The organism is Gordonia araii NBRC 100433 (assembly GCF_000241265.1).
In the GTDB taxonomy this organism is placed as follows: domain Bacteria; phylum Actinomycetota; class Actinomycetes; order Mycobacteriales; family Mycobacteriaceae; genus Gordonia; species Gordonia araii.
This window is the reverse complement of the sequence record NZ_BAEE01000052.1, coordinates 13,093-36,281: the sequence shown is the minus strand read 5'-3', so window position 1 is coordinate 36,281 and position 23,189 is coordinate 13,093. Positions and strand designations below refer to the sequence as shown.

At 69.9% G+C, this 23,189-nt stretch carries 24 protein-coding genes; 19 read left to right on the top strand and 5 right to left on the bottom strand.

Features of this window, described 5'->3' with window-relative positions; genetic code table 11:
• Positions 1 to 49 precede the first annotated feature (49 nt).
• Positions 50 to 901: a hypothetical protein gene (locus GOARA_RS18965; RefSeq protein ID WP_007322214.1), complete on the top strand. Its 852-nt coding sequence runs from the start codon at positions 50 to 52 to the stop codon at positions 899 to 901.
• A 6-nt stretch (positions 902 to 907) separates the two neighbouring features.
• Here GOARA_RS18965 and treY read toward each other — a convergent pair whose 3' ends face one another.
• From treY to GOARA_RS09855, 3 genes are read right to left on the bottom strand one after another with little or no spacing between them, the layout of a single operon-like run.
• Positions 908 to 3,229, bottom strand: a complete 2,322-nt coding sequence (treY, locus tag GOARA_RS09865) for a malto-oligosyltrehalose synthase (RefSeq protein ID WP_007322213.1) — start codon at positions 3,227 to 3,229, stop codon at positions 908 to 910.
• Positions 3,230 to 3,245: 16 nt separating this feature from the next.
• Positions 3,246 to 5,486, bottom strand: a complete 2,241-nt coding sequence (locus GOARA_RS09860; RefSeq protein ID WP_007322212.1) for an acyltransferase family protein — start codon at positions 5,484 to 5,486, stop codon at positions 3,246 to 3,248.
• A 38-nt stretch (positions 5,487 to 5,524) separates the two neighbouring features.
• Positions 5,525 to 6,094, bottom strand: a complete 570-nt coding sequence (locus GOARA_RS09855) for a TetR/AcrR family transcriptional regulator (protein ID WP_040522590.1) — start codon at positions 6,092 to 6,094, stop codon at positions 5,525 to 5,527.
• 110 nt (positions 6,095 to 6,204) lie between these two features.
• Here GOARA_RS09855 and GOARA_RS09850 point away from each other — a divergent pair, with 110 nt between their 5' ends.
• The 6 genes from GOARA_RS09850 to GOARA_RS18960 are packed head-to-tail and all read left to right on the top strand — an operon-like array spanning position 6,205 to position 11,319.
• Entirely contained in the window at positions 6,205 to 7,476 is a 1,272-nt protein-coding gene (locus tag GOARA_RS09850; RefSeq protein ID WP_007322210.1) for an adenosylmethionine--8-amino-7-oxononanoate transaminase, read from the top strand.
• The gene (locus GOARA_RS09845) at positions 7,473 to 8,606 is read left to right on the top strand and encodes an 8-amino-7-oxononanoate synthase (protein WP_007322209.1); all 1,134 of its coding nucleotides are present in this window, start codon (positions 7,473 to 7,475) and stop codon (positions 8,604 to 8,606) included. The genes GOARA_RS09850 and GOARA_RS09845 overlap by 4 nt, the downstream gene beginning before the upstream one ends.
• The gene (bioD, locus tag GOARA_RS09840) at positions 8,603 to 9,355 is read left to right on the top strand and encodes a dethiobiotin synthase (RefSeq protein ID WP_007322208.1); all 753 of its coding nucleotides are present in this window, start codon (positions 8,603 to 8,605) and stop codon (positions 9,353 to 9,355) included. Before GOARA_RS09845 ends, bioD begins: the two co-directional genes overlap by 4 nt.
• Positions 9,352 to 10,389, top strand: coding sequence for a biotin synthase BioB (bioB, locus tag GOARA_RS09835; protein WP_007322207.1), 1,038 nt, complete (start codon positions 9,352 to 9,354; stop codon positions 10,387 to 10,389). Before bioD ends, bioB begins: the two co-directional genes overlap by 4 nt.
• A 4-nt stretch (positions 10,390 to 10,393) precedes the next feature.
• Positions 10,394 to 10,654, top strand: coding sequence for a biotin synthase auxiliary protein BsaP (gene bsaP, locus GOARA_RS09830; RefSeq protein WP_007322206.1), 261 nt, complete (start codon positions 10,394 to 10,396; stop codon positions 10,652 to 10,654).
• On the top strand, positions 10,651 to 11,319 hold the full coding sequence (locus tag GOARA_RS18960; RefSeq protein ID WP_007322205.1) for a DUF2567 domain-containing protein: 669 nt from the start codon (positions 10,651 to 10,653) through the stop codon (positions 11,317 to 11,319). The genes bsaP and GOARA_RS18960 overlap by 4 nt, the downstream gene beginning before the upstream one ends.
• A gap of 4 nt (positions 11,320 to 11,323) precedes the next feature.
• Here GOARA_RS18960 and GOARA_RS09820 read toward each other — a convergent pair whose 3' ends face one another.
• Positions 11,324 to 11,797, bottom strand: coding sequence for a GNAT family N-acetyltransferase (locus GOARA_RS09820; RefSeq protein WP_007322204.1), 474 nt, complete (start codon positions 11,795 to 11,797; stop codon positions 11,324 to 11,326).
• A gap of 104 nt (positions 11,798 to 11,901) precedes the next feature.
• Positions 11,902 to 12,618: an NUDIX hydrolase gene (locus GOARA_RS09815; RefSeq protein ID WP_007322203.1), complete on the bottom strand. Its 717-nt coding sequence runs from the start codon at positions 12,616 to 12,618 to the stop codon at positions 11,902 to 11,904.
• Between the two features lie 158 nt (positions 12,619 to 12,776).
• On the opposite strand from GOARA_RS09815, the gene nadA reads away from it, so the two are divergent.
• The 12 genes from nadA (at position 12,777) to hisI (ending at position 23,184) form a co-directional block, all read left to right on the top strand.
• Positions 12,777 to 13,811: a quinolinate synthase NadA gene (gene nadA, locus GOARA_RS09810; protein WP_007322202.1), complete on the top strand. Its 1,035-nt coding sequence runs from the start codon at positions 12,777 to 12,779 to the stop codon at positions 13,809 to 13,811.
• Positions 13,808 to 14,680 carry a carboxylating nicotinate-nucleotide diphosphorylase gene (nadC, locus tag GOARA_RS09805; RefSeq protein WP_007322201.1) on the top strand — a complete coding sequence of 291 codons (873 nt, stop codon included), beginning with the start codon at positions 13,808 to 13,810 and terminating at the stop codon, positions 14,678 to 14,680. Before nadA ends, nadC begins: the two co-directional genes overlap by 4 nt.
• 306 nt (positions 14,681 to 14,986) lie before the next feature.
• Positions 14,987 to 16,363: an NAD-dependent succinate-semialdehyde dehydrogenase gene (locus GOARA_RS09800; protein ID WP_007322200.1), complete on the top strand. Its 1,377-nt coding sequence runs from the start codon at positions 14,987 to 14,989 to the stop codon at positions 16,361 to 16,363.
• Between the two features lie 76 nt (positions 16,364 to 16,439).
• The gene (hisD, locus tag GOARA_RS09795) at positions 16,440 to 17,768 is read left to right on the top strand and encodes a histidinol dehydrogenase (protein WP_007322199.1); all 1,329 of its coding nucleotides are present in this window, start codon (positions 16,440 to 16,442) and stop codon (positions 17,766 to 17,768) included.
• Positions 17,765 to 18,886 carry a histidinol-phosphate transaminase gene (locus GOARA_RS09790; protein WP_007322198.1) on the top strand — a complete coding sequence of 374 codons (1,122 nt, stop codon included), beginning with the start codon at positions 17,765 to 17,767 and terminating at the stop codon, positions 18,884 to 18,886. The genes hisD and GOARA_RS09790 overlap by 4 nt, the downstream gene beginning before the upstream one ends.
• Positions 18,886 to 19,524, top strand: a complete 639-nt coding sequence (gene hisB / locus GOARA_RS09785) for an imidazoleglycerol-phosphate dehydratase HisB (protein WP_007322197.1) — start codon at positions 18,886 to 18,888, stop codon at positions 19,522 to 19,524. Before GOARA_RS09790 ends, hisB begins: the two co-directional genes overlap by 1 nt.
• Entirely contained in the window at positions 19,521 to 20,165 is a 645-nt protein-coding gene (gene hisH / locus GOARA_RS09780) for an imidazole glycerol phosphate synthase subunit HisH (protein WP_007322196.1), read from the top strand. Before hisB ends, hisH begins: the two co-directional genes overlap by 4 nt.
• The gene (locus tag GOARA_RS09775; protein ID WP_007322195.1) at positions 20,162 to 20,422 is read left to right on the top strand and encodes a hypothetical protein; all 261 of its coding nucleotides are present in this window, start codon (positions 20,162 to 20,164) and stop codon (positions 20,420 to 20,422) included. The genes hisH and GOARA_RS09775 overlap by 4 nt, the downstream gene beginning before the upstream one ends.
• A 14-nt stretch (positions 20,423 to 20,436) precedes the next feature.
• Positions 20,437 to 21,180, top strand: a complete 744-nt coding sequence (priA, locus tag GOARA_RS09770) for a bifunctional 1-(5-phosphoribosyl)-5-((5-phosphoribosylamino)methylideneamino)imidazole-4-carboxamide isomerase/phosphoribosylanthranilate isomerase PriA (protein ID WP_007322194.1) — start codon at positions 20,437 to 20,439, stop codon at positions 21,178 to 21,180.
• Complete coding sequence (locus GOARA_RS09765) at positions 21,180 to 22,004, top strand: inositol monophosphatase family protein (protein WP_007322193.1); 825 nt, start codon at positions 21,180 to 21,182, stop codon at positions 22,002 to 22,004. Before priA ends, GOARA_RS09765 begins: the two co-directional genes overlap by 1 nt.
• Entirely contained in the window at positions 22,001 to 22,798 is a 798-nt protein-coding gene (gene hisF, locus GOARA_RS09760) for an imidazole glycerol phosphate synthase subunit HisF (protein ID WP_007322192.1), read from the top strand. The genes GOARA_RS09765 and hisF overlap by 4 nt, the downstream gene beginning before the upstream one ends.
• Positions 22,795 to 23,184: a phosphoribosyl-AMP cyclohydrolase gene (gene hisI, locus GOARA_RS09755; RefSeq protein WP_007322191.1), complete on the top strand. Its 390-nt coding sequence runs from the start codon at positions 22,795 to 22,797 to the stop codon at positions 23,182 to 23,184. The genes hisF and hisI overlap by 4 nt, the downstream gene beginning before the upstream one ends.
• Positions 23,185 to 23,189 lie beyond the last annotated feature (5 nt).

Genomic DNA, 23,189 nt, shown 5'->3' with positions numbered 1-23,189 from the left:
CCCGCTGGCCGGTGCGCGGTGATGACAACCGACACCAGAAGAAGGATGCATGGCGAAGTCTGCCCAGCACAACGATCCTGACCGCGACGACGAATTCGACGACGTCGACGCGGCCGTCGACGCGGAGGAGACGGACGCCGGATTGTCCGGTGTGAAGCGCAAGGCGCGCAGCTCGTCCTCGGCGGCGAAGCCCGCGACGAAAGCCACGTCGGAGGGCCCCGACGCCGATCAGTTCCCCGACGACGAGAAATCGTCGGCCGCCGATGACGATGAGGACGCCGGCAGCAAGCAGAAGTCTGCGGCGGGCTCGTCCGGCGACGACTTCTCGCTGACCATCAGCCGCTCCACCCTGCGCATCGCGGCCTTCGTCCTCGCCGGGATACTGCTACTGGGTGTCCTGGGCCTCGGCGTGTGGCAATGGAACTCGGCCAGGCAGCAACTGCGCGCCTTCGACGAGGTGAAGGCGGCGGCGAGCCACTTCATCGTGACCAGCATCGAGTACACGAGTTCGGACAAGGTGGACAAGGCCAAAGAGGTTCAGGGACCGCTGGTCACCGGCAAGATGCGCGAAGAGATGAGTCAGGATCGTGCCGCGCCGTCCGCGGAGATCCGCAACCAGGGCCTCAAGGCGACGGCCAAGGTCGACTCGGCGGCGGTGGAGAGCCTCGGCCGCAACGAGGCGACGACGCTGATGATCGTCACGGCCACCGGTACGTCGAACCTGATGCCAGCGCCGCAGAAGCGGACGGTCGCGCTGCGACTGCAACTGCGGCGGGAGGGTGGCAAGTGGCTGGTCGCCGAGTCGAAGGGCGTCGGCGATTTCAGCGCCACCGGGAGCAGCCCGGCACCGGGTGCGCCCGGCGCCCCGGGGGCACCCGGGGTCCCCGCGACACCCAACTGACCGGGATTACTTGCGTTCCAGCACGACCACGGGACTCTCCTGGCCGAGCAGATCGGCGATGGCGGCCTTGCCGCTGAACTTGCGATCGCCGAGGCGATCCCGCCAGCTTCCCGCGGGCAACTCGAGGAATGTCGATTCCTTGGGTTCGGTCGCGAAGCTGTAGGTATGCCGCGAGCAGGCCACGACGATGCGCGGATCGGGGTCGTCGGGCGTTCCCCGGCCGAAGGCGAGAATCCGGTCGGGGGCTTCCCCGACCGCGACCACGGGTACGTAGGTCGCCCCGGGGGCGAAAGCGTCGGGGTGGCGCCGCCGGACGCTCAGCGCATGGATGATGGCCCGGCACTTCGGATGGTCGAGGCTGGTGCGGTAGTCGACCGGGCGCCGATTGTCGGGATCGACGAGGGAGTCGGTCCACCACTGGCTGCCCTGGTAGATGTCGCCGACCCCCGGGCACAGCAGACTCACGACCTTGCGCGCGGTCGCGTCGGCGCGCCAGGCGTCGAAGGTGTTGGTGACCAGGTCGACCAGCGGCGTGTTGACGCGTTCGTCGGTGACCTCGTCGATCCAGGCGCGAATGCGTTCCTCGAACGCGATGTCGGGACGGGCCCAGGAGGAGCGCTCGCCGGCCTCCCGGACGGCTTTGACCGCGTACTCGCGCATCCGGGCCCGCCAGGGTTCGTCGGGCTGGATCGGACCGTGCTCGTCGACCGGCCACGCGCCAAAGAGGTTCTGCAGCAAGAACATTCCCGTGGCGGGGTCTGGGGGCGGCGCGGCACGCGTGAGTTGGGCGAGGGTCAGCGCCCATCGTTGCGGTACCTGGGACAACAGACTGATCCGGGTGCGGACGTCCTCGCTGCGCTTGGTGTCATGCGTTGTCATCGCGCTCAAGGCCAGCGGACAGCGTTGCGCCCGCTCGGCGTTGGCGGTGTGGAACCGTGACATTTCCGGCAACCCGAGCCAGGGCTGACAACCGAGTTCGTTGAGCGAGACCAGCCGCGGGTTGCGATAGGCGAGGGTGTTTTCGACGGCGGTCGTGTAGATCGCCGCGCACAGCTGACCGATCTGCGCGGCGGCCGTCGGCGTCTGTTCGAGAGCATCGACGACGACCGGTATCAACTCCCGTAGTCGCGGACTGCCGTCGGCGACCACATTGCCGATCTCGCGAAACAGGCCGGCGTGGTCCCGCTGGTCGGGGCGGGTAACCGGCATGAGGGTGATGAGTTCGGCGGTGACGGCACAGAGGTCACCGATCGACGGCGCTTCGGCACCGAGGGCGCTGGCCAGCGTGACGGCCAGGCGCGCGTGCTCGGCCGCGTAGTTCACGGCGAGCGCTTCGCGTTTGAGTCGCTGCTGTTCGAGCACCATCCAGGTGGCATCACCGGTGATACCGGTGGTGAAGTCGCTGAGTTCGGTGAGTTCCCGCAATCCGGCGTGCGAGGTGAACGGTGCGCCGACGACCGCCAACTGCTCGTAGCCGGTGGTGCCGTCGACCGGAAATCCGCTGTCGAGGTGTTCCAGCGGCGCCAGCATCTTCTCGACGTAGATCAGCCGGTCGGGGCCCAGGTCGGCGCGCAGTCGTTGCAGGTAGGCGGCCGGATCGGCGAGTCCGTCGAGGTGGTCGACGCGCACGCCGTCGACGAGGTCCTCGGCGACGAGATCGAGCAACCACCCGTGCGTCGCCTCGTACACCTCCGGCAACTCCACCCGCAGGGCGGCCAGATCGCTGACATCGGTGAACCGGCGGTAGCCATAGCGGCCGCTGGCGTGGGGGACCAGGCGGTAGTGCTGGCGAGCCGCTACCGCGGCGGCCGAGTCGCCCGGCGCCACGGTGTTCTCGGCGGTGGGGAAGACCCGGTCGTGGTAGACCAGATTGCCGGCGTCGTCGAGGACGACGGCGTCCAGCCCGTCGTCGCCGAGCACGGGCAGTTCGATTACCCCTTCCGGGGTGGGGAGCAGATCGAACCACTCGGCGTAGGGAGCTTCCAGACCTCGGCGGAGCACGTCCTCCCACCACGGGTTGGCGCGCGGGTCGGCGACGCCGACGTGTTGCGGAACGATGTCGACGATGAGTCCGAGGCCGCGGCGTGCGGCGGACTGGCGCAGGCGCCTGAACCCTTCCACCCCGCCGAGTTCCGGACTGATCCGGGCCGGCGGAGCCCAGTCGTAGCCGTGCGTCGAGCCGGGCATCGCGGCGAGGATCGGCGAGAGATACAGGTGGCTCACGCCCAATGCGGCGATGGGGCGCAGCGCTTCTCGCAACTCCGGAAAGCCGAAGCCTGAACCGAGTTGAACGCGGTAGGTCGCCACGGCGCCAACGTATTTCGCCACGCCGCAACTTTACCGGTCAGCGCTTGCCGATCCAGGGTATCTGTTGGAGCTGTCGGCCGAGCTCGTCGGTGAGGCTGCGCACATACGTCGCCGAAAGGTGGTGGTAGTCCTTGTACACGACGATGTTGCCGACGATCGCCGGGCAGATCTCCGGTTCGCAGATGCCGTCGGTGAGGTCGAGCCGGTAGAACATCCGCGGATGCGCCTGGGCGAACGGGATCGCCGGGTCGGTCGGTGAGAGGGCCGACGCCCGCCGCGTCCCGCAGCTGACCGCGTCCCCGCCGTCGGAGAGGCAGTCCGGTGTCACGAAGCCGTTGCCCGCCCGGTCGCGAGGCCACGGTGTGTCGCGGATGCCGATCATGGCGATCCCGGCCTCCATGAAGCGTTCGAAGACGGGCTTGTAGGAGTCGGGCATCCAATCGCCCGGAGCGCGCTCCCGCGGCCGGGTGGTGGGCATCATCACCGCGTCGGGGCGATCGGCGATGATACGGGCGATGACGCGCTGGCCCCAGTCGTAGCACAGCGGGTAGTCCCGCTCGGTGCCCGATATCTTCGGCACGCGTTCGGTCGACAGCGGACAACCCATTTTCAGATAGGTCGTGACCCGGAAGCCGTGGCGCTTGCCCAGGAGGTTGAGCGCCGTGATCCACATCTCCGAATGCGAGCCGCCGGCCAGCGCGATGGTCCGCTTGGCGTTTACGTCGCCGTAGACGCCGACGGTGATGTTGGGATCCTCGAAGTTGGCCATCTTGGCGTCGGTGCTGGTCTCCGGGTAGTCCCGGTCGGCGAGATAGGGCGCCGGCTGCGGGTCGGCCTTGGGCACCGGCCAGCCATCGAGGAGGGCCCGGGCCCCGGGATACCGGTGCGGGTCCAGGGTGGACGTATCCACCTCCTGCGCCGCGACATGCCGCTCCCACAGCCTTGTGGACACCCCGGCGGCGGCGACGCCCAGCACGAGAAGCACGGTCACCACGCTTCCGTAGGACAGGATCGCCCGGCGCCAGCGGCTGGGACGGCGCGTGACGTTGGGCGCCGGCTTCGGATCGCGCAGGAGGGGCTCGGGGCGGCGCGAGTAGCGCACCGGGTCCTCGATGTAGCGCTTGCAGAGCCACGCCAGCAGCACCGACGTGAGCAGGATGGCCGTGCCCTCGACGACATTCGCATGGTCCTTGTCGCGCCAGGTCAGGTAGAAGATCAGCAGCGGCCAGTGGATGAGGTACAGCGAGTACGCGATATTGCCCAGCCAGATGCCCTGCGGCGTCGCGAGCAGACGCGACACCTGCGGCTGAGGCTGCACCGATCCGTCCGGCAGCGGCTTGGACAGCGCCGTCGCACCCACCCAGATCAGCGCCACCGTCGCGCCGACCGGCACCAGGGCCATCGGCCCCGGGTACTCCTTGACGCCGTCGATCCACCAGCCGCACGAGAGGATCAGTCCGAGCGCGACCAGCCCCACCACGTTGCGGAACCAGTTCGGCACGCGCATCCTGGGCATCCACACGGCCAGCAGGCCCCCGGCCAGGGGCTCCCAGGCGCGCGCGAAAGTGTCGTAGTAGTTGAAGGGCTGGTCGACGCCGTGGCGCATGGCAGCCCAGTAGAACGAGACCGCCGCCAGCCCGAGCACGAGCACGCCGACGATGATGCGGACACTGCGCTCGGTGCCCATCCGGGCGAGCGGGTGGGCGACGAGTTTGAGGAGTACCGCGGTGAGCAGCGCGAGTATCAGCACCACCAGGAAGAACTGGCCCTGCACCGACATCGACCAGATGTGCTGGAGCGGACTGTTGGCCGAACTCGCCGCCAGATAGTCCTGCGAATTGAAGCCCAGGAACCAGTTCTGGTAGTACAGCGCCGATGCGATCAGCTCGTTGCCGATGTTGCTCCATCGGCTCTCCGGGATCACCACGACGGTGAGGAGTGCGACACCGATGAGGACCGCGTACAACGCGGGGAGGAGTCGCTTGAGAAGCCGCTTGAGTCGCGGCCACGGATTCCCGGCATCGCGGTAGGTCGCCCGCGGCGACTGCACGGCGATGGTGTGGCGTAGCAGCGACCCGACGAAGAAGTAGCCCGACAGGGTCAAGAAGACGTCGACGCCGCCGGAAACGCGGCCGAACCATACGTGGAAACAGGCCACCAGCAGGATCGCGACACCGCGCAGGCCGTCGAGATCGGAACGGTACGGCAGGGCGGGCGGCTTACTGTCTGTGGCCTTCGTAGGAGGCTCGTTGCTGAGCTTGCTTCGGGGCTCGACCATCGGGGAGCGAAGATACCACGGTCAGCCTGAGAGATCGCTCAGGCCAGCGCCGCCGCCGGATCGATGTTGCGGGCGCCCGCGAGCACGATCGCCAGGGCATCGGCGAACTCGGCGTCGAAGTCCCGGTCGACCGGTCCGGTCACCCCGAGGCGGTCCATCTGCCTGCGGGTCTGCTCCTCAAGGGTGAGGCCGATGACGAGCTGCGCGATCGCCGTGACGAGACCGCGGATGGCCGGCTCGGGCAGGCCGCCGGAACGGGCGGCATCGGTCATCAGCGTCAGCATCGTCATCGACGACAGGCCGCTCGACCAGCTCGACGAGACGACCTCGGCACTGTCGGGCACCGCGCACAGGCTGGCTCGCATCGCGTGTGCGAGTGCCTCTAGCCGTTCGTCCCAGGGCAGGTCCTCGCTCGGCACGACGACGTCGGCGAGAATGTCGTCGCCGAGGGCGGCGAGCAGACTCTGCTTGTTGGGGAAGTACCAGTAGAGCGCGTTGGGTGACACACCCAGTTCGGTGGCGAGCCGGCGCATGGAGAGATCGGCGAGACTGTGCTCGCCGAGGATGTCGCGCGCCGCGCTCAGCACGTCGCTTCGATTGATCGCCACGCCCCAACAGTAGCGGGTGGGTGATGCGCGCCACGCACCGCCCTGTACGGTGTACAGGACCCCCGACCAGCAGACCGAAGCCCACACGCCACGCCGAGGAGGACGAGCCCATGGTCCCGCCGCTCGCGGCTACGCTGACGCAACTCGACGCCGACCATGTCTGGCACCCCTACGGTTCGCTGCCCGCGGCAGTGCCGTCGCTGCTGGTGCACGCGGCTGACGGGGTGTACCTGGAAACCGAAGCGGGGCGCCTGGTCGACGGAATGAGCTCGTGGTGGGCGGCGATCCACGGATACCGCCACCCGGTGCTCGACGCCGCGGCGACCGGGCAGCTCGCGTCGATGAGCCACGTGATGTTCGGGGGGCTGACGCATCGCCCGGCCATCGAGCTGGCGGCGCGGCTGGTCGAGATCACCCCCGATGGCCTGGACAAGGTGTTCTTCTCCGACTCCGGGTCCGTTTCGGTCGAGGTCGCGGTGAAGATGGCACTGCAGTACTGGCGAGCCAGGGGCGCGCGGGCAAAGACGCGGCTCCTGACGTGGCGCGGCGGCTACCACGGCGACACCTTCACCCCGATGAGCGTGTGCGACCCCGACGGCGGGATGCACGCGCTGTGGACCGACGTGCTCGCGCAGCAGTTCTTCGTCGACGCGCCGCCGAGCGCCTTCGACGGCGACTACGCCGGCATGCTCCGTCGGGAAATCGCCGAACACGCCGACGAGTTGGCCGCCGTCATCGTCGAACCCGTCGTCCAGGGCGCGGGAGGCATGCGCTTCCACGACGCCGAGTACCTGACCGTGCTGCGCCACGCCTGCGACGACGCGGGCGTCTTGTTGATATTCGACGAGATCGCCACCGGCTTCGGGCGTACCGGAGAGTTGTTCGCCGCCGACCACGCCGGGGTGGTGCCGGACATCATGTGCGTCGGCAAAGCGCTCACCGGCGGGTACCTGACGCTGGCGGCGACGCTGTGCACCTCGCCGATCGCCGAGGCCATCAGCGGTGGCGAGGCCGGCGGCCTGGCCCACGGCCCGACGTTCATGGCGAATCCGCTGGCGTGCGCCGTGGCGCGTGCGTCGATCGATCTGCTGCTGTCGACTCCCTGGCGCGAACGGGTGGCCGCCATCGGCGACGGTTTGCGTGCGGGGCTGGTGCCCCTGGCGCATGAGGCCGGTGTGCGAGACGTCCGCGTATGCGGCGCGATCGGCGTCGTCCAACTGGACCGGCCGGTCGACATGGGCGCCGCTACCGCCGCCGCGATCGACGCGGGGGTGTGGCTGCGGCCCTTCCGCGACCTCGTCTACACGATGCCGCCGTACATCAGCACGCCGGAGAACGTTGACGCGATCTGCCGCGGCATCGAGGCGGTGGTGCGGTCATGAGCGACGCACTCGACTGGCTCGACGACGCCGCGCGCGCGAGAGCCGAGGCCGGACTGCACCGCGATCCGCTCGTCCGGCGCGGCGGCGCGGAATTCCTGAACCTGGCTTCCAACGACTATCTGGGGTTGTCGGGCGACGCGCGCGTGATCGACGGTGCTCGCGCCGCGCTGGACGAGTTCGGCGCCGGCTCGACCGCGTCGCGCCTCGTCGCGGGCACGACGTCGGCCCACGTCGCCTTCGAGGACGAGCTGGCCGACTTCGCCGGATTCGCGGCCGCCTTGTCCTTCTCCTCGGGCTACCTCGCGAACGTCGGCGCGATCACCGCACTCGTCGGGCGCGGCGACCTGATCGTGAGCGACGCCGGGGCACACGCCTCCCTCATCGACGGTTGCCGATTGTCGCGAGCCGACGTGGTCGTCGTCGATCGCGGCGATGTCGCCGCCGTCGACGCCGCGTTGGCGGCCGGCGGCTGGCGCCGTGCGCTGGTCGTCACCGACTCGGTGTACAGCATCGACGGGCACATCGCCCCGGTCGCCGACCTGTACGCGGTGGCGCGGGCTCGCGGGGCGGTCCTGCTCGTCGACGAGGCGCACGCACTCGGCGTGCGTGGCCCAGGCGGGCGGGGCGTAATCGCCGAGAGCGGCCTGTCCGGCGTCCCCGACCTGGTGATGACGACGGTGATGTCGAAATCGTTGGGCGCCCAGGGCGGCGCGGTGCTCGGTCCGCGGGCCTTGCGCGCCCACTTGATCGACACCGCGCGACCGTTCATCTTCGATACCGGGCTCAACCCCGCCGCCGTCGGGGCCGCTCATGCCGCGCTGCGCATTCTGCGGGCCGTTCCGTCACTCCCGCATCGAGTCCGCGGCAACGCCGAGGCGATCGCGCGTGCGTGCGGTGCCGACATTCCCGAGGCGGCGGTCGTGTCGATCATCATCGGAGACCCGCATCAGGCGGTCGCGCTCGCGGCCAGGTGCCGCGAGGACGGCGTCCTCGTCGGCTGTTTCCGGCCGCCGTCGGTGCCGGCCGGAACGTCGCGCCTGCGGATCACCGCCCGGGCCGACCTCGATGCGGCCGCGATCGAGCGAGTCGCCGCCGTCGTCAACCACCACCGCGAGGCGGTGTGCGCATGATTCTCGTCGTCACCGGCACCGGAACCGATGTGGGCAAGACGGTCGTGACCGCGGCTCTGGTCGCCCGGGCCCGCTCGCGAGGCGCGGAGCGGATCGCGGTGGTGAAACCCGCGCAGACCGGCGTCGGGCCGAGCGAGCCAGGAGATCTGGCCGACGTGCAGCGACTGGCCGGGCCGATCGCGCCGGTCGAGTGCGTCCGCTACACGGAGCCGCTCGCCCCCGACACCGCGGCCCGTCGCGCCGGGCTGCCCCCGCTGTCCCGAGACGAGGTCGTCGATGCCGTCGCCGGCGCCGCGGCCACCAGCGACGTGACGATCGTCGAGGGTGCCGGGGGAGCGCTGGTCCGGCTGGCCGAGTCCGGCGGCGACGGTGGGCCGCTCACCATCCTCGACGTCGCCGCCGATCTCGCCGCACCGGTCGTCGTCGTGACCTCGCCCGCGCTGGGCACCCTCAACCACACCGAACTCACGGTCGCGGCGATCCGCGCCCGCCGCCTCGATCCGGTCGGGCTGGTCGTCGGCTCCTGGCCGGGCGACCCCGACCTGGCGATGCGCTGCAACGCCGACGACTTGCCGCGCGTGACCGGCGTACCGGTCATCGGTACGCTGCCCGAAGGCGTCGGTTCGCTGCCCCACGACGAATTCGTCCGACGAGCGCCCACCTGGTTCGACCCCGCTTGGGTGCCGCCCCCGCCGGGCGCGCCAGACCTACCGACCGACCGCCGCCCAGAAGAAGGAGCCCGATCATGACCTCAGCTTCCACCACCGCCCCCGACGAGCTCGCCGGCGCCGACGACATCCTGGCCGTCGCCCGCCAACAGGTGCTCGAGGCAGGCGAAGGACTGTCGCAGGAGCAGGTGCTCACCGTGCTCCGGCTGCCCGACGAGCGGCTCGAAGAGCTGCTGGCGCTGGCTCACGACGTGCGGATGCGCTGGTGCGGACCGGAGGTCGAGGTCGAGGGCATCATCTCGCTGAAGACCGGTGGTTGCCCGGAGGACTGCCACTTCTGCTCGCAGTCCGGGCTCTTCTCCTCGCCGGTCCGCAGTGCCTGGATCGACATCCCGTCGCTGGTGGAGGCCGCCAAGCAGACCGCCAAGACCGGCGCCACCGAGTTCTGCATCGTCGCGGCGGTGCGCGGTCCGGACAAGCGCCTGATGAGCCAGGTCGCCGCCGGCATCGAGGCGATTCGCAACGAGGTGGACATCCAGATCGCCTGCAGCCTCGGCATGCTCACCCAGGAGCAGGTCGACGAGCTCGCCGCGATGGGTGTGCACCGGTACAACCACAATCTCGAGACCGCGAAGTCACACTTCCCCAATGTCGTCACCACGCACTCCTGGGAGGAGCGCTGGGACACGCTGAAGATGGTGCGCGAGGCGGGCATGGAAGTGTGCTGCGGCGGCATCCTCGGCATGGGGGAGTCGTTGGAGCAGCGCGCCGAGTTCGCCGCGAACCTCGCCGAGCTGGAGCCCGACGAGGTACCGCTGAACTTTCTGAATCCGCGGCCCGGAACGCCGTTCGGCGATCTCGACGTCCTGCCGGCCGCCGAGGCGCTCAAGGCCGTCGCCGCCTTCCGCCTGGCATTGCCCCGCACGATCTTGCGGTTCGCCGGCGGCCGGGAGATCACCCTCGGCGATCTGGGTGCCGAACAGGGCATCCTGGGCGGCATCAACGCCGTCATCGTCGGCAACTACCTGACCACGCTGGGCCGGCCCGCCGAGGCCGACCTGGACCTGCTGGACAACCTGTCGATGCCCATCAAGGCGCTCAACGACACGCTGTGAGCCGATGACCCGCCCCGACACCGCGCCCGGCGCCACCGTTCCGGGGCCGCTGGCCGCCCCGCACCGATTCGGCGTCTACACGGGAATCGCGATGGAGTTGCAGGACGAGGCCGCGATTCCCACGACGGCCCGCTTGGGCTTGGAGCCGCCGCGTTTCTGCGGGCAGTGCGGCCGCCGGATGGTCGTGCAGGTGCGGCCGGACGGGTGGTGGGCACGCTGCTCGCGCCACGGCGAGGTCGATTCGAGCGAATTGGAGCAGCGATGAGCGAACCGGTGATTCTCGCCCCGGGGCCGTCGGACCGGCCGTTGCCGTCCGGCCATGTCGCCTCGCCATGGCGGGCCAACGTACTGGTGGCCGCCCAGGCCGTGCGTTTCGTCGTCGGGGTCGCCGTGGTGAGTAGCATCGCCGCACTCGTGTGGGCGTTCGTCGCGCCGATGCCGACCGGCGTCGTCGTGCGGCGCGGCTACGCGGCGGTGCCCAACGAGCAGATGACTCGCTACTTCGACGGCATCGCCTGGTTCGCGCTCGGTCTGCTGGTGCTCGGTGCTGTCGCCGGGACGGCGTTCTGGTGGTCCGCGCGCACGTGGCGCGGGCCGCTGGGTGTGCTGGTGCTCGCCGCGACTACGGTGTTCTGCTCCGGGCTGGCGATCGAGGTCGCCCTGACGACGTTGCGGACCAGGCTGCCCGATCCGCTCACCCTCGACGCGGGCCAGACCTTTCTGCATGCGCCGAATCTCTGGATGACGGCACCGGCCGACGGCGCGGTCGGCGCCCCCGGCATCCTGCTCATCCTCATGCCGACGATGGCGCTGCTCGGGTACTTCTTCCACGCGCTGTTCGCCGACAGTCCGGCGTTAGACGCCGATTCGGCCTTCGACGACGATGACGCCGACGGCTATCGGGCCGCGGGCGATCCGCTGGTCGTCTGAGTCGCTATCGGGAGCCGAGTTCGCGGATGTAGCAGAGCATCCGGTAGTCGGTGCCGGGCTCGATGTTGACGAAGCCGTGCCGCTCGTAGAACCGGCGCGTGTCGACGTCGATCTCGTCGACGTTGATGTGCATCTCGCCGCCGCCGCGGGCGCGGACCTCGGCGATCGCCGCGAGCAGCAGTGCCGTCCCGATGCCGCGGTCGCGCAGGCCGGGTACGACGTACAACTCGTCGAGTACGGCGAGCGGACCGTCGCAGTAGATGGTCGGCCGCAAGGTGAGCGTCGCGAAACCCGTCGGGCTGTCGGGGGTTCCGGCCAGGAGGGCGAATCCGTCGGGGTCGGCCAGCAGCGCTCGATAGCGGGCGCGCAAAACCGGCTCGTCGGGCACCGGCGAGTCGAACTCGGTGTCGAAGTCGATCTGCAGGCGGGTGAGCAAAGCGGCGTCGTCGACGGTGGCGAGCCTGATCGCGTCGTCCATGGCTCCAACCCTAGTTGGACGCCGATCCCGGTGTACGCCCTCGCCGAGTGGGCACCTCACCCCCGCCGAGTGGGCACCTCACACCCGCCGAGTGGGCACCTGGATCACATCAGGGGAGGGCGCAACGTCGCGAATTCGTCGGTCACCCGCAACGACGAGTCGGTGAACCGGTACAGCGCGGGCGGGCGACCTCCGCCCCGGCCGTTGCGCCGGACGCCGCCGGTCGCCGTGATCACGGCACGTCGCGACAGAATGCGCAGCAGGTTGGTGGTGTCCACCGCGTAGCCGAGGGCGGCCCCGTAGATCTCGGAGAGTTCGGACATCGGAAACTCCGCCGGAGCGAGCGCGAACGCGATGTTGGTGTAGGAGAGTTTGCCGGCGAGCCGATGGCGGGCGGCGGCGATGATCTCCGCGTGATCGGCAACCGTCGGGGGCAGGGTCCGTACGGAGTGCCAGGTCCCGCCGTTGACCGGCGTGGACGGTCGGACGAGTCCCAGGTAGGTCGACGCGACGGTGCGCGTTCCTGGTACCCGGTCGGGAGCCGAGAAGACTTCCAGCTGCTCGAGGTGAGCGACATCAGCGACGCCGGCTTGCTCGGCCAAACACGCCAGGGCGGTATCCGCCAGGTCGGCGGACGCATCGATGGGGCCACCGGGCAGCGCGGCGAGATCCACGTCAGGCCTGCGCGACTCACCGTCGACGAGAAGGACCTGCAGCTCGGGTGCCGGCCCACCGCCGATGCGGAACACCGCACAGCGGACCTCCAGGCGCACCGCGGATCGTGCGGATTCGGCGCTGGCGGGATCGACGGGGGAGGCCACGTGCCCGATCTTAAGGGGCCCGGTCCACCGGGCCGGGCGTGGCGCGCTGACCCGCCTCGCGGAATGATCCGCGACGACGAGGTGTTAAACTGAACGAGGTTTTCGACCGACAGTCGAAAACACCCGAATCGCCCAGCCCAGCGGCGAAGGAGGACCCGATGAGTATCACCGCAGACTTGCACAGCGACCTCACCTGGACGGATGGACAGGCCGGTTACACCGGTATCGAGGCGACCCCGGAGTGGGCCGACGAGGTGCACCGCCTGGCGAAGGCGCGCAACGCCACGATCCTTGCGCACAACTACCAGTTGCCGGCAATCCAGGACATCGCCGATCACACCGGCGACTCGTTGGCACTGTCGCGGATCGCGGCCGAAGCCGACGCCGACGAGATCATCTTCTGCGGCGTGCACTTCATGGCCGAAACGGCCAAGATCCTGAGCCCGGACAAGCGCGTGATGATCCCCGACGCGCGTGCTGGCTGCTCGCTGGCCGACTCGATCACCGCCGACGACCTGCGGGCGTGGAAGGCCGAGTTCCCCGACGCGGTCGTCGTGTCGTACGTGAACACGACCGCCGAGGTGAAGGGACTCACCGACATCTGCTGCACCTCGAGCAACGCGGTCGACGTCGTGGCATCCATCGACCCGGACCGTGACGTGCTCTTCCTGCCCGACCAGTTCCTCGGCGCACACGTCAAGCGCGTCACCGGTCGCGACAACATTCACATCTGGGCGGGCGAGTGCCACGTGCACGCGGGCATCAACGGCGACGAACTCGCCGATCAGGCCTCGTCGCACCCCGACGCCGACCTCTTCATCCACCCCGAGTGCGGCTGTGCCACCTCGGCGCTCTACCTCGCGGGCGAGGGCGCGGTGCCCGAGGAGAAGGTGAAGATCCTCTCCACCGGCGGCATGCTCGACGCCGCACGCGAGACCAAGGCGTCGCAGGTCCTGGTCGCCACGGAGATCGGCATGCTGCACCAGCTGCGCAAGGCGGCCCCCGATGTCGACTTCCAGCCGGTCAACGGCCGCGCGTCGTGCCCGTACATGAAGATGATCACGCCCGCCGCGCTGCTGCGCTGCCTGGTGACCGGACAGGACGAGGTCGACGTCGATCTCGATGTCGCGGCGAAGGCTCGCGCCAGCGTGGAGAAGATGATCTCGATCGGCAACCCCGGCTCCGGCGAATGACCGGTCGACGCGCGGATGACGCGGTCACCGACGAGGTGAGGGCGCTCATCCGCACCGCGCTCGACGAAGACCTGCGCTACGGCCCCGACGTCACCACGCTGGCGACGGTCCCGGCCGACGCTGTGACCGAGGCTGCGATCGTCAGCCGTGGCGACGGGGTTGTCGCTGGCGTGGCGGTGGCCCGAGCGGTCTTCGACGAGGTGATCGGCGCCGACCGCTACGAGGTCACCGTCGAACTGGCCGACGGTGACCGCGTGGTCCCTGGAGACACCGTGCTGGCGCTGCGCGCACCGACGCGGGAGTTGCTGACCGCGGAGCGCACCGCGTTGAACCTGATTTGCCACCTGTCGGGTATCGCCACGGCGACGGCCGCCTGGGTCGACGCCGTCGAAGGCACCAAGGCGCGTATCCGTGATTCCCGCAAAACGCTGCCGGGGATGCGCTACCTGCAGAAGGCGGCGGTCCGGGCTGGCGGCGGGATGAACCACCGCATGGGGCTGGGCGACGAGGCGTTGATCAAGGACAATCACGTCGCCGCGGTGGGGTCGGTTGCCGCGGCGCTGGCGGCGGTCCGCGAACTGGCCCCCGATGTACCCGTGGAGGTCGAGGTCGATTCACTCGAACAACTCGACGAGGTGCTCGAACTCGAACCCTCCCTGGTGCTACTGGACAACTTCCCGCTGTGGGCGACGCAGATGGCGGTGACCCGGCGCGACGCGCGCTCGCCGGAGACGAAGCTGGAGAGTTCGGGGGGCCTGACCCTCGATGTCGCGGCCGACTATGCCAAGACCGGTGTGGACTATCTCGCCGTCGGTGCGCTGACCCACTCGGTCACCGTGCTCGATCTGGGGCTCGACATCCCCGCGTAGCGCCGATCGTGCCCAAGATTCCGCCGATCGTGCCCACAATCTCGCCGACCGTGTCCACATTTCTGCCGATCGTGCCCGGTTTCGGTGCCGATCGTGCCCAAGATTCCGCCGATCGTGCCCGATCTACTCATCGCAGGGTTGATCGGGTGCGCGGCCTGGCGTCGCGCTGAGTCGGGGTTTGCTGGGCACACTGGGCGGGAAGGTGGGCACAGTCGACGGGAAGGTGGGCACGGTCGACGGGAAGGTGGGCACGGTCGCCGGGAAAGTGGGCACGGTCGGCGGGGGCGTGGGCGTACGGTGCAAACCATGACCGCATATGTGACTGAGAACCCCGCGACCGGTGCCGTGGAGCAGACCTTCGAGACCATGAGCGACGCCGACGTCGAAGATGTGTTGGCGCGCTCGGCTGCCGCCTATCAGGGGTGGCGCGAGACTCCCGTCGAACAGCGAGTGGCCATGCTGCGCGCGACCGCGCAGGCGTATCGGGACCGTGCCGACGAACTGGCGGCACTGGTCTCCAAAGAGATGGGTAAGCCGCTCGCACAGGCGCAGGGCGAGTTGGCGCTCACCGCAATGATCTATGACTGGTACGCCGAGAACGGTCCGGCACTGCTGGAGCCCGAAGTGCTCGCTCCGCAGGGCGCGGCCGAGTCCGTCGTCACGCGCGAGCCGATCGGACCGTTGCTGGGCATCATGCCGTGGAACTTCCCCTACTACCAGGTGGCCCGGTTCGCCGCGCCGAATCTGCTGCTGGGCAACACGATCATCCTCAAGCACGCGCCGATCTGTGCGGCGTCGTCGGCCGTGATGGAAGAGATCGCGCACGCCGCCGGCGTCCCGGCGGATGCCTACATCAACGTCTACGCCTCGAACGAGCAGGTCGCCGACATGATCGGCGATCGGCGCGTCCAGGGCGTCTCGCTCACCGGTAGCGGACGGGCCGGCGCCGCCGTCGCCCAGACCGCGGCCAAGCACCTGAAGAAGTCGGTCCTGGAACTCGGCGGATCCGACGCGTTCATCCTGCTCGACACCCCCGACGTGCAGGCGACCGTCGCGGGGGCGGTCGCCGGGCGGATGCTGAACTGCGGTCAGGCGTGTAACTCGCCGAAGCGGTTCATCGTGCACGACGACGTCTACGGCGATTTCGTCGCCAAGCTCACCGACGCCGTCTCGGCCATGGCGGTCGGGGACCCGAGTGACCCGTCGACCCAGGTGGGACCGCTGTCCTCGGTGGCGGCACGCGACCAGGTCGTCGCGCAGGTCCGCAAGGCGGTCGAGCAGGGGGCGACGCTGCACACCGGCGGCGAACCGCTCGACGGCCCCGGAGCGTTCATGTCTCCTGCGGTTCTCACCGGGGTTACTCCGGAGATGGACGCCTATCGCGAGGAGATCTTCGGACCCGTGGCCGTCGTGTACTCGGTGAGCACCGACGAGGAGGCGGTCGCGCTCGCCAACGACGTCGACTACGGCTTGTCGGGTTCGGTGTGGAGTTCCGACGTCGACCGTGCGAGGGAACTCGCGGACCGGCTCGACGTCGGCATGGCCATGGTCAACGAGCACGGCACCACGCTGCCCGGCCTGCCGTTCGGCGGCGTCAAGGCATCCGGCTACGGGCGCGAGCTCGGCCCGTGGGGCCTGGGCGAGTTCGCGAACTTGCGGCTGCGCCGCGTGGCCAAGGCCTGACCCGGGCGAGACGAAAACCACTTTGCCCGACCGCATATCCTGGTAGAAGTCCATCCCGACCAACCCAGGAGTCACGATGCTCTCGCGCACCGACCTCCGCGGTTCGACGCCGACCGCAGCTCAGCTGCGTCGCGCGCTGCCCCGCGGCGGTACCGACGTCAACGCCGTGCTGCCCACGGTCACGCCGGTCGTGCAGGACGTGCAGAGCCACGGGGCGGTCGCGGCGCTCGACTACGGCGAGCGTTTCGACAAGGTGCGTCCGGCGACCGTCCGGGTACCCGCTCAGGTCATCGCCGACGCGGCGGCCGGGCTCGACCCGGCGGTGACCGCCGCCCTGCGGGAGTCCATCGACCGCGCCCGTCTCGTCCATGCCGACCAGCGGCGGGCGACGGTCACCACCGAGGTCGCCCCGGGTGGGCGCGTCGCGGAGAAGTGGATCCCGGTGCGCCGCGTCGGGCTCTACGTTCCCGGCGGCAACGCGGTCTACCCGTCGAGCGTCGTGATGAACGTGGTCCCCGCCCAGGCGGCCGGCGTGCCGTCACTGGTCGTCGCGTCGCCTCCGCAGGCCGATTTCGGCGGCTGGCCGCACCCGACGATCCTCGCCGCGTGCGCGCTGCTCGGCGTCGACGAGGTGTGGGCGGTCGGCGGCGCCCAGGCGGTGGCGCTGCTCGCCTACGGCGGCGCGGACACCGACGGCGCCGAACTCGACCCGGTCGACCTGATCACCGGGCCGGGCAACATCTACGTGACGGCCGCCAAGCGGCTGGTGCGCGGTGTCGTCGGCATCGACTCGGAGGCCGGACCCACCGAGATCGCGATCCTCGCCGACGAGTCGGCCGACCCGGCCCACGTCGCGGCGGACCTGATCAGCCAGGCCGAGCACGACGTCATGGCCGCCTCGGTGCTGGTCACCGATAGCGAAACCTTCGCCGACGCCGTCGACGAGCAGGTGGCGATCCAGGCTGCGGCGACCAAGCACTCCGAGCGCGTCGCCGAGGCACTGGGCGGCCCGCAATCGGGCATCGTGCTGGTCGACGACCTGGAGGCGGGGCTGCGCGTCGTCGACGAGTACGCCGCCGAACACCTGGAGATCCAGACGCGCGACGCTGCGTCGATCGCCGAACGCGTCCGTAACGCCGGCGCGATCTTCGTCGGCCCGTATTCGCCGGTGAGCCTCGGCGACTACTGCGCCGGCTCCAACCACGTCCTCCCGACGTCGGGTTCGGCGCGCTTCGCGTCGGGCCTTTCGGTGCAGACCTTCCTCAAAGGCGTCCACATCATTGACTACGACCGGGCCGCTCTCGGCGAGGTGGCGGGTCAGGTCGTGACGCTGGCCGATGCCGAGGACCTGCCCGCGCACGGCGATGCCGTGAAGGCCCGGTTCGCGCCGCGGACGCAGTCGTGAACACGGTGGGAAGCCGGGCGTCGCTGGCCGACTTGCCGCTGCGCGACAACCTGCGCGGCAAGACGCCCTACGGCGCACCGCAACTCGACGTGGCTGTTCAGCTGAACACCAACGAGAACCCGCACCCGCCGTCGCAGGCGCTCATCGACGACGTGGCGGAGTCGGTGCGCGCGGCAGCGACCCAGTTGCACCGGTATCCCGACCGCGACGCCGTCGCGCTGCGGACCGACCTCGCCGGGTATCTCTCGGCGACGACCGGTGTCGACCTCGGCATGGCGAACATCTGGGCGGCCAACGGCTCCAACGAGATCCTGCAGCAGTTGCTGCAGGCGTTCGGCGGGCCGGGCCGGACAGCGCTGGGGTTCGTCCCGTCGTACTCGATGCACCCGATCATCGCCGACGGCACGGACACGACCTGGCTGGCGGCCAAGCGGGCGGCCGACTTCTCCCTCGACGTCGACTACGCGCTGGGCGAGATCGACCGGCTGTCACCCGATGTCGTGTTCCTGACGTCGCCGAACAACCCGACGGGGGCGTCGATCCCCAACGCCGATCTCGAGGCGATCGTCGACGCCGCGCCCGGCATCGTCATCGTCGACGAGGCGTACGGCGAGTTCAGCCGGCAGCGCAGCGCCGTCGAGCTGATCGACCGCTACCCGAGCAAGGTCGTCGTCTCGCGCACGATGAGCAAGGCGTTCGCGTTCGCCGGCGGCCGTCTGGGCTATCTCGCCGCGTCGCCGGCCATCGTCGACGCGCTGCTGCTGGTGCGGTTGCCCTACCACCTGTCGGTGCAGACGCAGGCGGCGGCGCGCGCAGCGCTGCGCCACCGCGACGAGACGCTCGCCGGCGTCGCCAGCATCGTCGCCGAGCGCGAACGGGTGGTCGCGAGGCTGCGTGAACTCGGTTACGACGTCGCACCGTCCGATGCGAACTTCGTGCTGTTCGGCGTGTTCGCCGACCCGGAGGCCAGTTGGCAGCGGTATCTCGACGACGGCGTGTTGATCCGCGATCCGGGGATCGAGGGCCGCCTCCGTGTCACCATCGGGTTGGACACCGAGAACGACGCATTCCTGCGCGTCAGCGAGAAGCTGGCGCCGACCGACCTAGTGAGGGTCTGATGAGCACCAGTGCCGAGCGCACCGCGCGGGTGGAACGCACCACCCGAGAGTCGTCGATCACCGTCGAGCTGAATCTCGACGGGACCGGACGCACCGACATCGCCACCGGCGTGCCCTTCTACGACCACATGCTGACCGCCTTCGGCCAGCACGGCAGTTTCGACCTGACCGTGGCCGCGCGCGGCGACATCGAGATCGAGGCGCACCACACCGTCGAGGACACCGCGATCGTGCTGGGCCAGGCCTTCGCCGAGGCTCTCGGCGACAAGAAGGGCATCCGCCGCTTCGGGGATGCCTGGATCCCGATGGACGAGACGCTGGCCCACGCCGCCGTCGACGTGTCCGGCCGGCCCTACTTCGTGCACACCGGTGAACCCGACCACCTGCTCACCGCGGTCATCCCTGGGGTGCAGGAGGGGGAAAAGGCCGGTGCGCCGTACTCGACGGTGATCAACCGGCACGTCTTCGAGTCGCTCGCGCTGAACGCCCGCATCGCGCTGCACGTGCGGGTGGAGTACGGCCGCGACCAGCACCACATCACCGAGGCGCAGTACAAGGCGGTCGCGCGTGCGCTGCGCGCAGCATGCGAACCGGATCCGCGGGTGAGCGGGGTTCCGTCGACGAAGGGCAGTCTGTGAGCCAACCGTCGGTGACGATCCTCGATTACGGGTCGGGCAACCTGCGTTCGGCCCAGCGGGCGCTCGAGCACGTCGGCGCCGAGGTCACCGTCACGTCCGACCGGGGTGCGGCGACCGAATGCGACGGCCTGCTGGTGCCCGGGGTCGGTGCGTACGCCGCGTGCATGGCCGGTTTCACCGACGTCGGCGGACCGCAGGTCGTCGGCCGGCGCCTCGCCGGCGGTCGCCCCGTCCTGGGGATCTGCGTCGGCATGCAGATCATGTTCGACGCCGGCGTGGAGTTCGGCGTGCAGACGCAGGGGTGCGGGGAGTGGCCGGGAACGGTCACCCGGCTCGACGCGCCGGTCCTGCCCCACATGGGGTGGAACACCGTCGAGACACCGGCGGAATCGGTGTTGTTCGACGGGATCGGCTCCGACGAGCGCTTCTACTTCGTGCACTCGTACGCGGCGCAGACGTGGGAACTCGGTACCGAGGCGACGTCGCCGATCGCGGCGGCGAAGCTGACCTGGGCGACGCACGGGTCGCGCTTCCTGGCGGCGGTCGAGAACGGCGCGCTCGCGGCGACCCAGTTTCACCCGGAGAAATCCGGCGACGTCGGATTGGCGTTGCTGGCCAACTGGTGCAGGAGCCTGTCATGACCGGTGATCGTCACGAGTTCTCCTTCATCAAACTCGCGTTGCTCGCCTTGGGCGCCGGACTGGCCGTGCTCGTCGTCTCGCTGCCGCTGATCTGGGGTGCGGTGCAGGTGCATCGCTGGCTGGGGCTGGCCGTCGCGCTGCTCGCCGTCGTCGGTATCGTCGCGGCGATCGGCGTCGTCGCCAACCGCGTCATCGATAAGGCCGCCGAACAACTGAGACATGAGCGGGAATCCCAGCCCCCCGCCGACGATCGATAGGACATCACCCTCCCATGCCGGATGCTTTGCAACTGCTGCCCGCCGTCGACGTCGCCGACGGCCAGGCCGTTCGCCTGCTGCGCGGGGCGGCGGGCACCGAGACGTCGTACGGCTCGCCGCGCGACGCCGCGCTGGCGTGGGAGCGCGACGGCGCGGAATGGGTCCACCTGGTCGATCTGGATGCGGCCTTCGGCCGCGGGGACAACCGGGCGCTGCTGGCCGACGTGATCGCCGAGCTGCAGGTCGACGTCGAGCTCTCCGGCGGCATCCGCGACGACGAGTCGCTGGCCGCGGCACTGGCCACCGGATGCACCCGCGTGAACCTGGGCACCGCCGCGATCGAGAACCCCGCGTGGTGCGCGGCGGCGATCGCCGAATACGGCGACAAGATCGCCGTCGGACTCGACGTCACCGCGGACGGGGACTCGTGGAAACTGCGCGGGCGCGGCTGGGTCACCGAGGGCGGCGACCTGTGGGAGACGCTCGCTCGCCTCGATGCCGACGGCTGCGCGCGCTACGTCGTCACCGACGTGTCGAAGGACGGCACGCTGTCCGGTCCGAACCTCGACCTGCTCGCCCAGGTGGCGTCGCGCACCCGCGCGCCCATCGTCGCGTCGGGCGGGATCTCCGAACTCGCCGATCTCACGGCCATCGCCGGACTGTGCGATCAAGGTGTGGAGGGCGCGATCATCGGCAAGGCGCTCTACGCGGGCCGGTTCACGCTTCCCGAGGCACTGGCGGCGGTCCGCGGGGCCTGATGTCGACGCCGCCCGCCCCCGACCTGCCCCGGCTCGCCGAGACGGCCGCATCGATCCTGGACGCCGCCGTGCCCAAGTTCCGGGCCGGTGTCGGCGCGCCGGGGGTCGTGGCGAAGGGCGAGAAGGACTTCGCGACGCAGGTCGACCTCGACCTCGAGCGGTTCATCTGCGCCGAACTGACCCAGCGCACCGGCCTGCCGTGTCACGGCGAGGAATTCGGCGGTGCCCCGGCCGACGTCGGCCTGGTGTGGGTCGTCGACCCGGTCGACGGCACGTTCAACTACTCGACGGGCAACCCGATGACCGGGATCCTGGTGGGCCTGTGCCACGACGGCGAGCCGTTGCTGGGACTCACCTGGCTGCCGCTGCTGGACCTGCGCTACGTCGGCTACGAGGGCGGCGGGCTCAGCTGCAACGGCCGGCTCGCCGACCCGCTGCCGCCGGTGTCGCTGCGCGACTCGGTGGTCGGCTTCGGCGCCTTCAATGAACGCGCGCGCGGTCGCTATCCGGGGGCCCGCCGCATCGAGGTGCTCGCCGCGCTGAGCAGTCGGGTGGCGCGGCTGCGGATGTCGGGAAGCATCGGCGTCGACCTCGCGTTCACCGCGGCAGGCGTCTACTCGGGCGCCATCACCTTCGGTCGCCACGCGTGGGACAACGCCGCCGGCGCGGCCCTGGTCCGCGCGGCCGGAGGGGTCGTCACCGACATCGCGGGCAACCCGTGGCGCGTCGAGTCCCCGTCGGTCGTCGCCGCGGCACCGGGGGTCCACGGCGAGCTGATCGACCTTATTGACTCCGTGACCGGACAGGACTGGGAGGTCCGATGAGTGTGGCAGTACGCGTGATCCCGTGCCTCGATGTCGACGACGGGCGCGTGGTCAAAGGCGTCAACTTCGAGAATCTGCGCGACGCGGGCGATCCGGTCGAGCTGGCGGCGCGCTACAACGCCGAGGGCGCCGACGAACTGACGTTCCTCGACGTGACCGCATCAAGTTCGGGGCGGGCGACGATGATCGACGTGGTCAAGCGCACCGCCGACGAGATCTTCATTCCGCTCACCGTCGGCGGGGGCATCCGCGAGGTGGCCGACGTCGACACCATGCTGCGTGCGGGCGCGGACAAGGTCAGCGTCAACACCGCCGCGATCGCGCGGCCCGAGGTGCTCAGCGAGATGAGCCGCCGGTTCGGCTCCCAGTGCATCGTCCTGTCGGTCGACGCGCGGACCGTTCCGGACGGTGGTGCGCCGACCGCGTCGGGGTGGGAGGTCACCACCCACGGCGGTCGCCGCGGTACCGGCATCGACGCGCTGGAGTGGGCGCGGCGCGGACAGGAACTCGGGGTGGGGGAGATCCTCCTCAACTCGATGGACGCCGACGGCACGAAAGCCGGCTTCGACCTCGCGATGCTCACCGCGGTGCGCGCCGTCGTGGACGTGCCGGTGATCGCCAGCGGCGGCGCGGGGAAGGTCGACGACTTCGCGCCCGCCGTGCGCGCCGGGGCCGACGCGGTGCTCGCCGCGTCCGTCTTCCACTTCGGCGAGCTGACGATCGGCGCGGTCAAGTCGGCGATGGCCGATGCGGGGATCACGGTCCGCCGCGCGGGAATGGAGGCACGGACGTGACCGCGAACGATCTACCAGGCGACGACGGCGATCGGCTCGACCCGGCGATCGCCGCTCGCCTCAAGCGCAACTCCGAGGGACTCGTCGCGGCCGTGGCGCAGGAAGCGGGGACCGGTATCGTCCTGATGCAGGCCTGGATGGACGACACCGCGCTGGCCCGTACCCTGGCGACCGGGGCCGCCACCTACTTCTCGCGTTCGCGCCAGCAGTACTGGGTGAAGGGCGAGACCAGTGGGCACACCCAACGCGTGCGGTCGGTCCGGCTCGACTGCGACGGCGACACCGTCCTGCTCGTCGTCGAGCAGACCGGGCCGGCCTGCCACACCGGCAACCACAGCTGTTTCGACACCGACGAACTCTTCCGACCAGACTCCCCAGGAGCGTGAACATC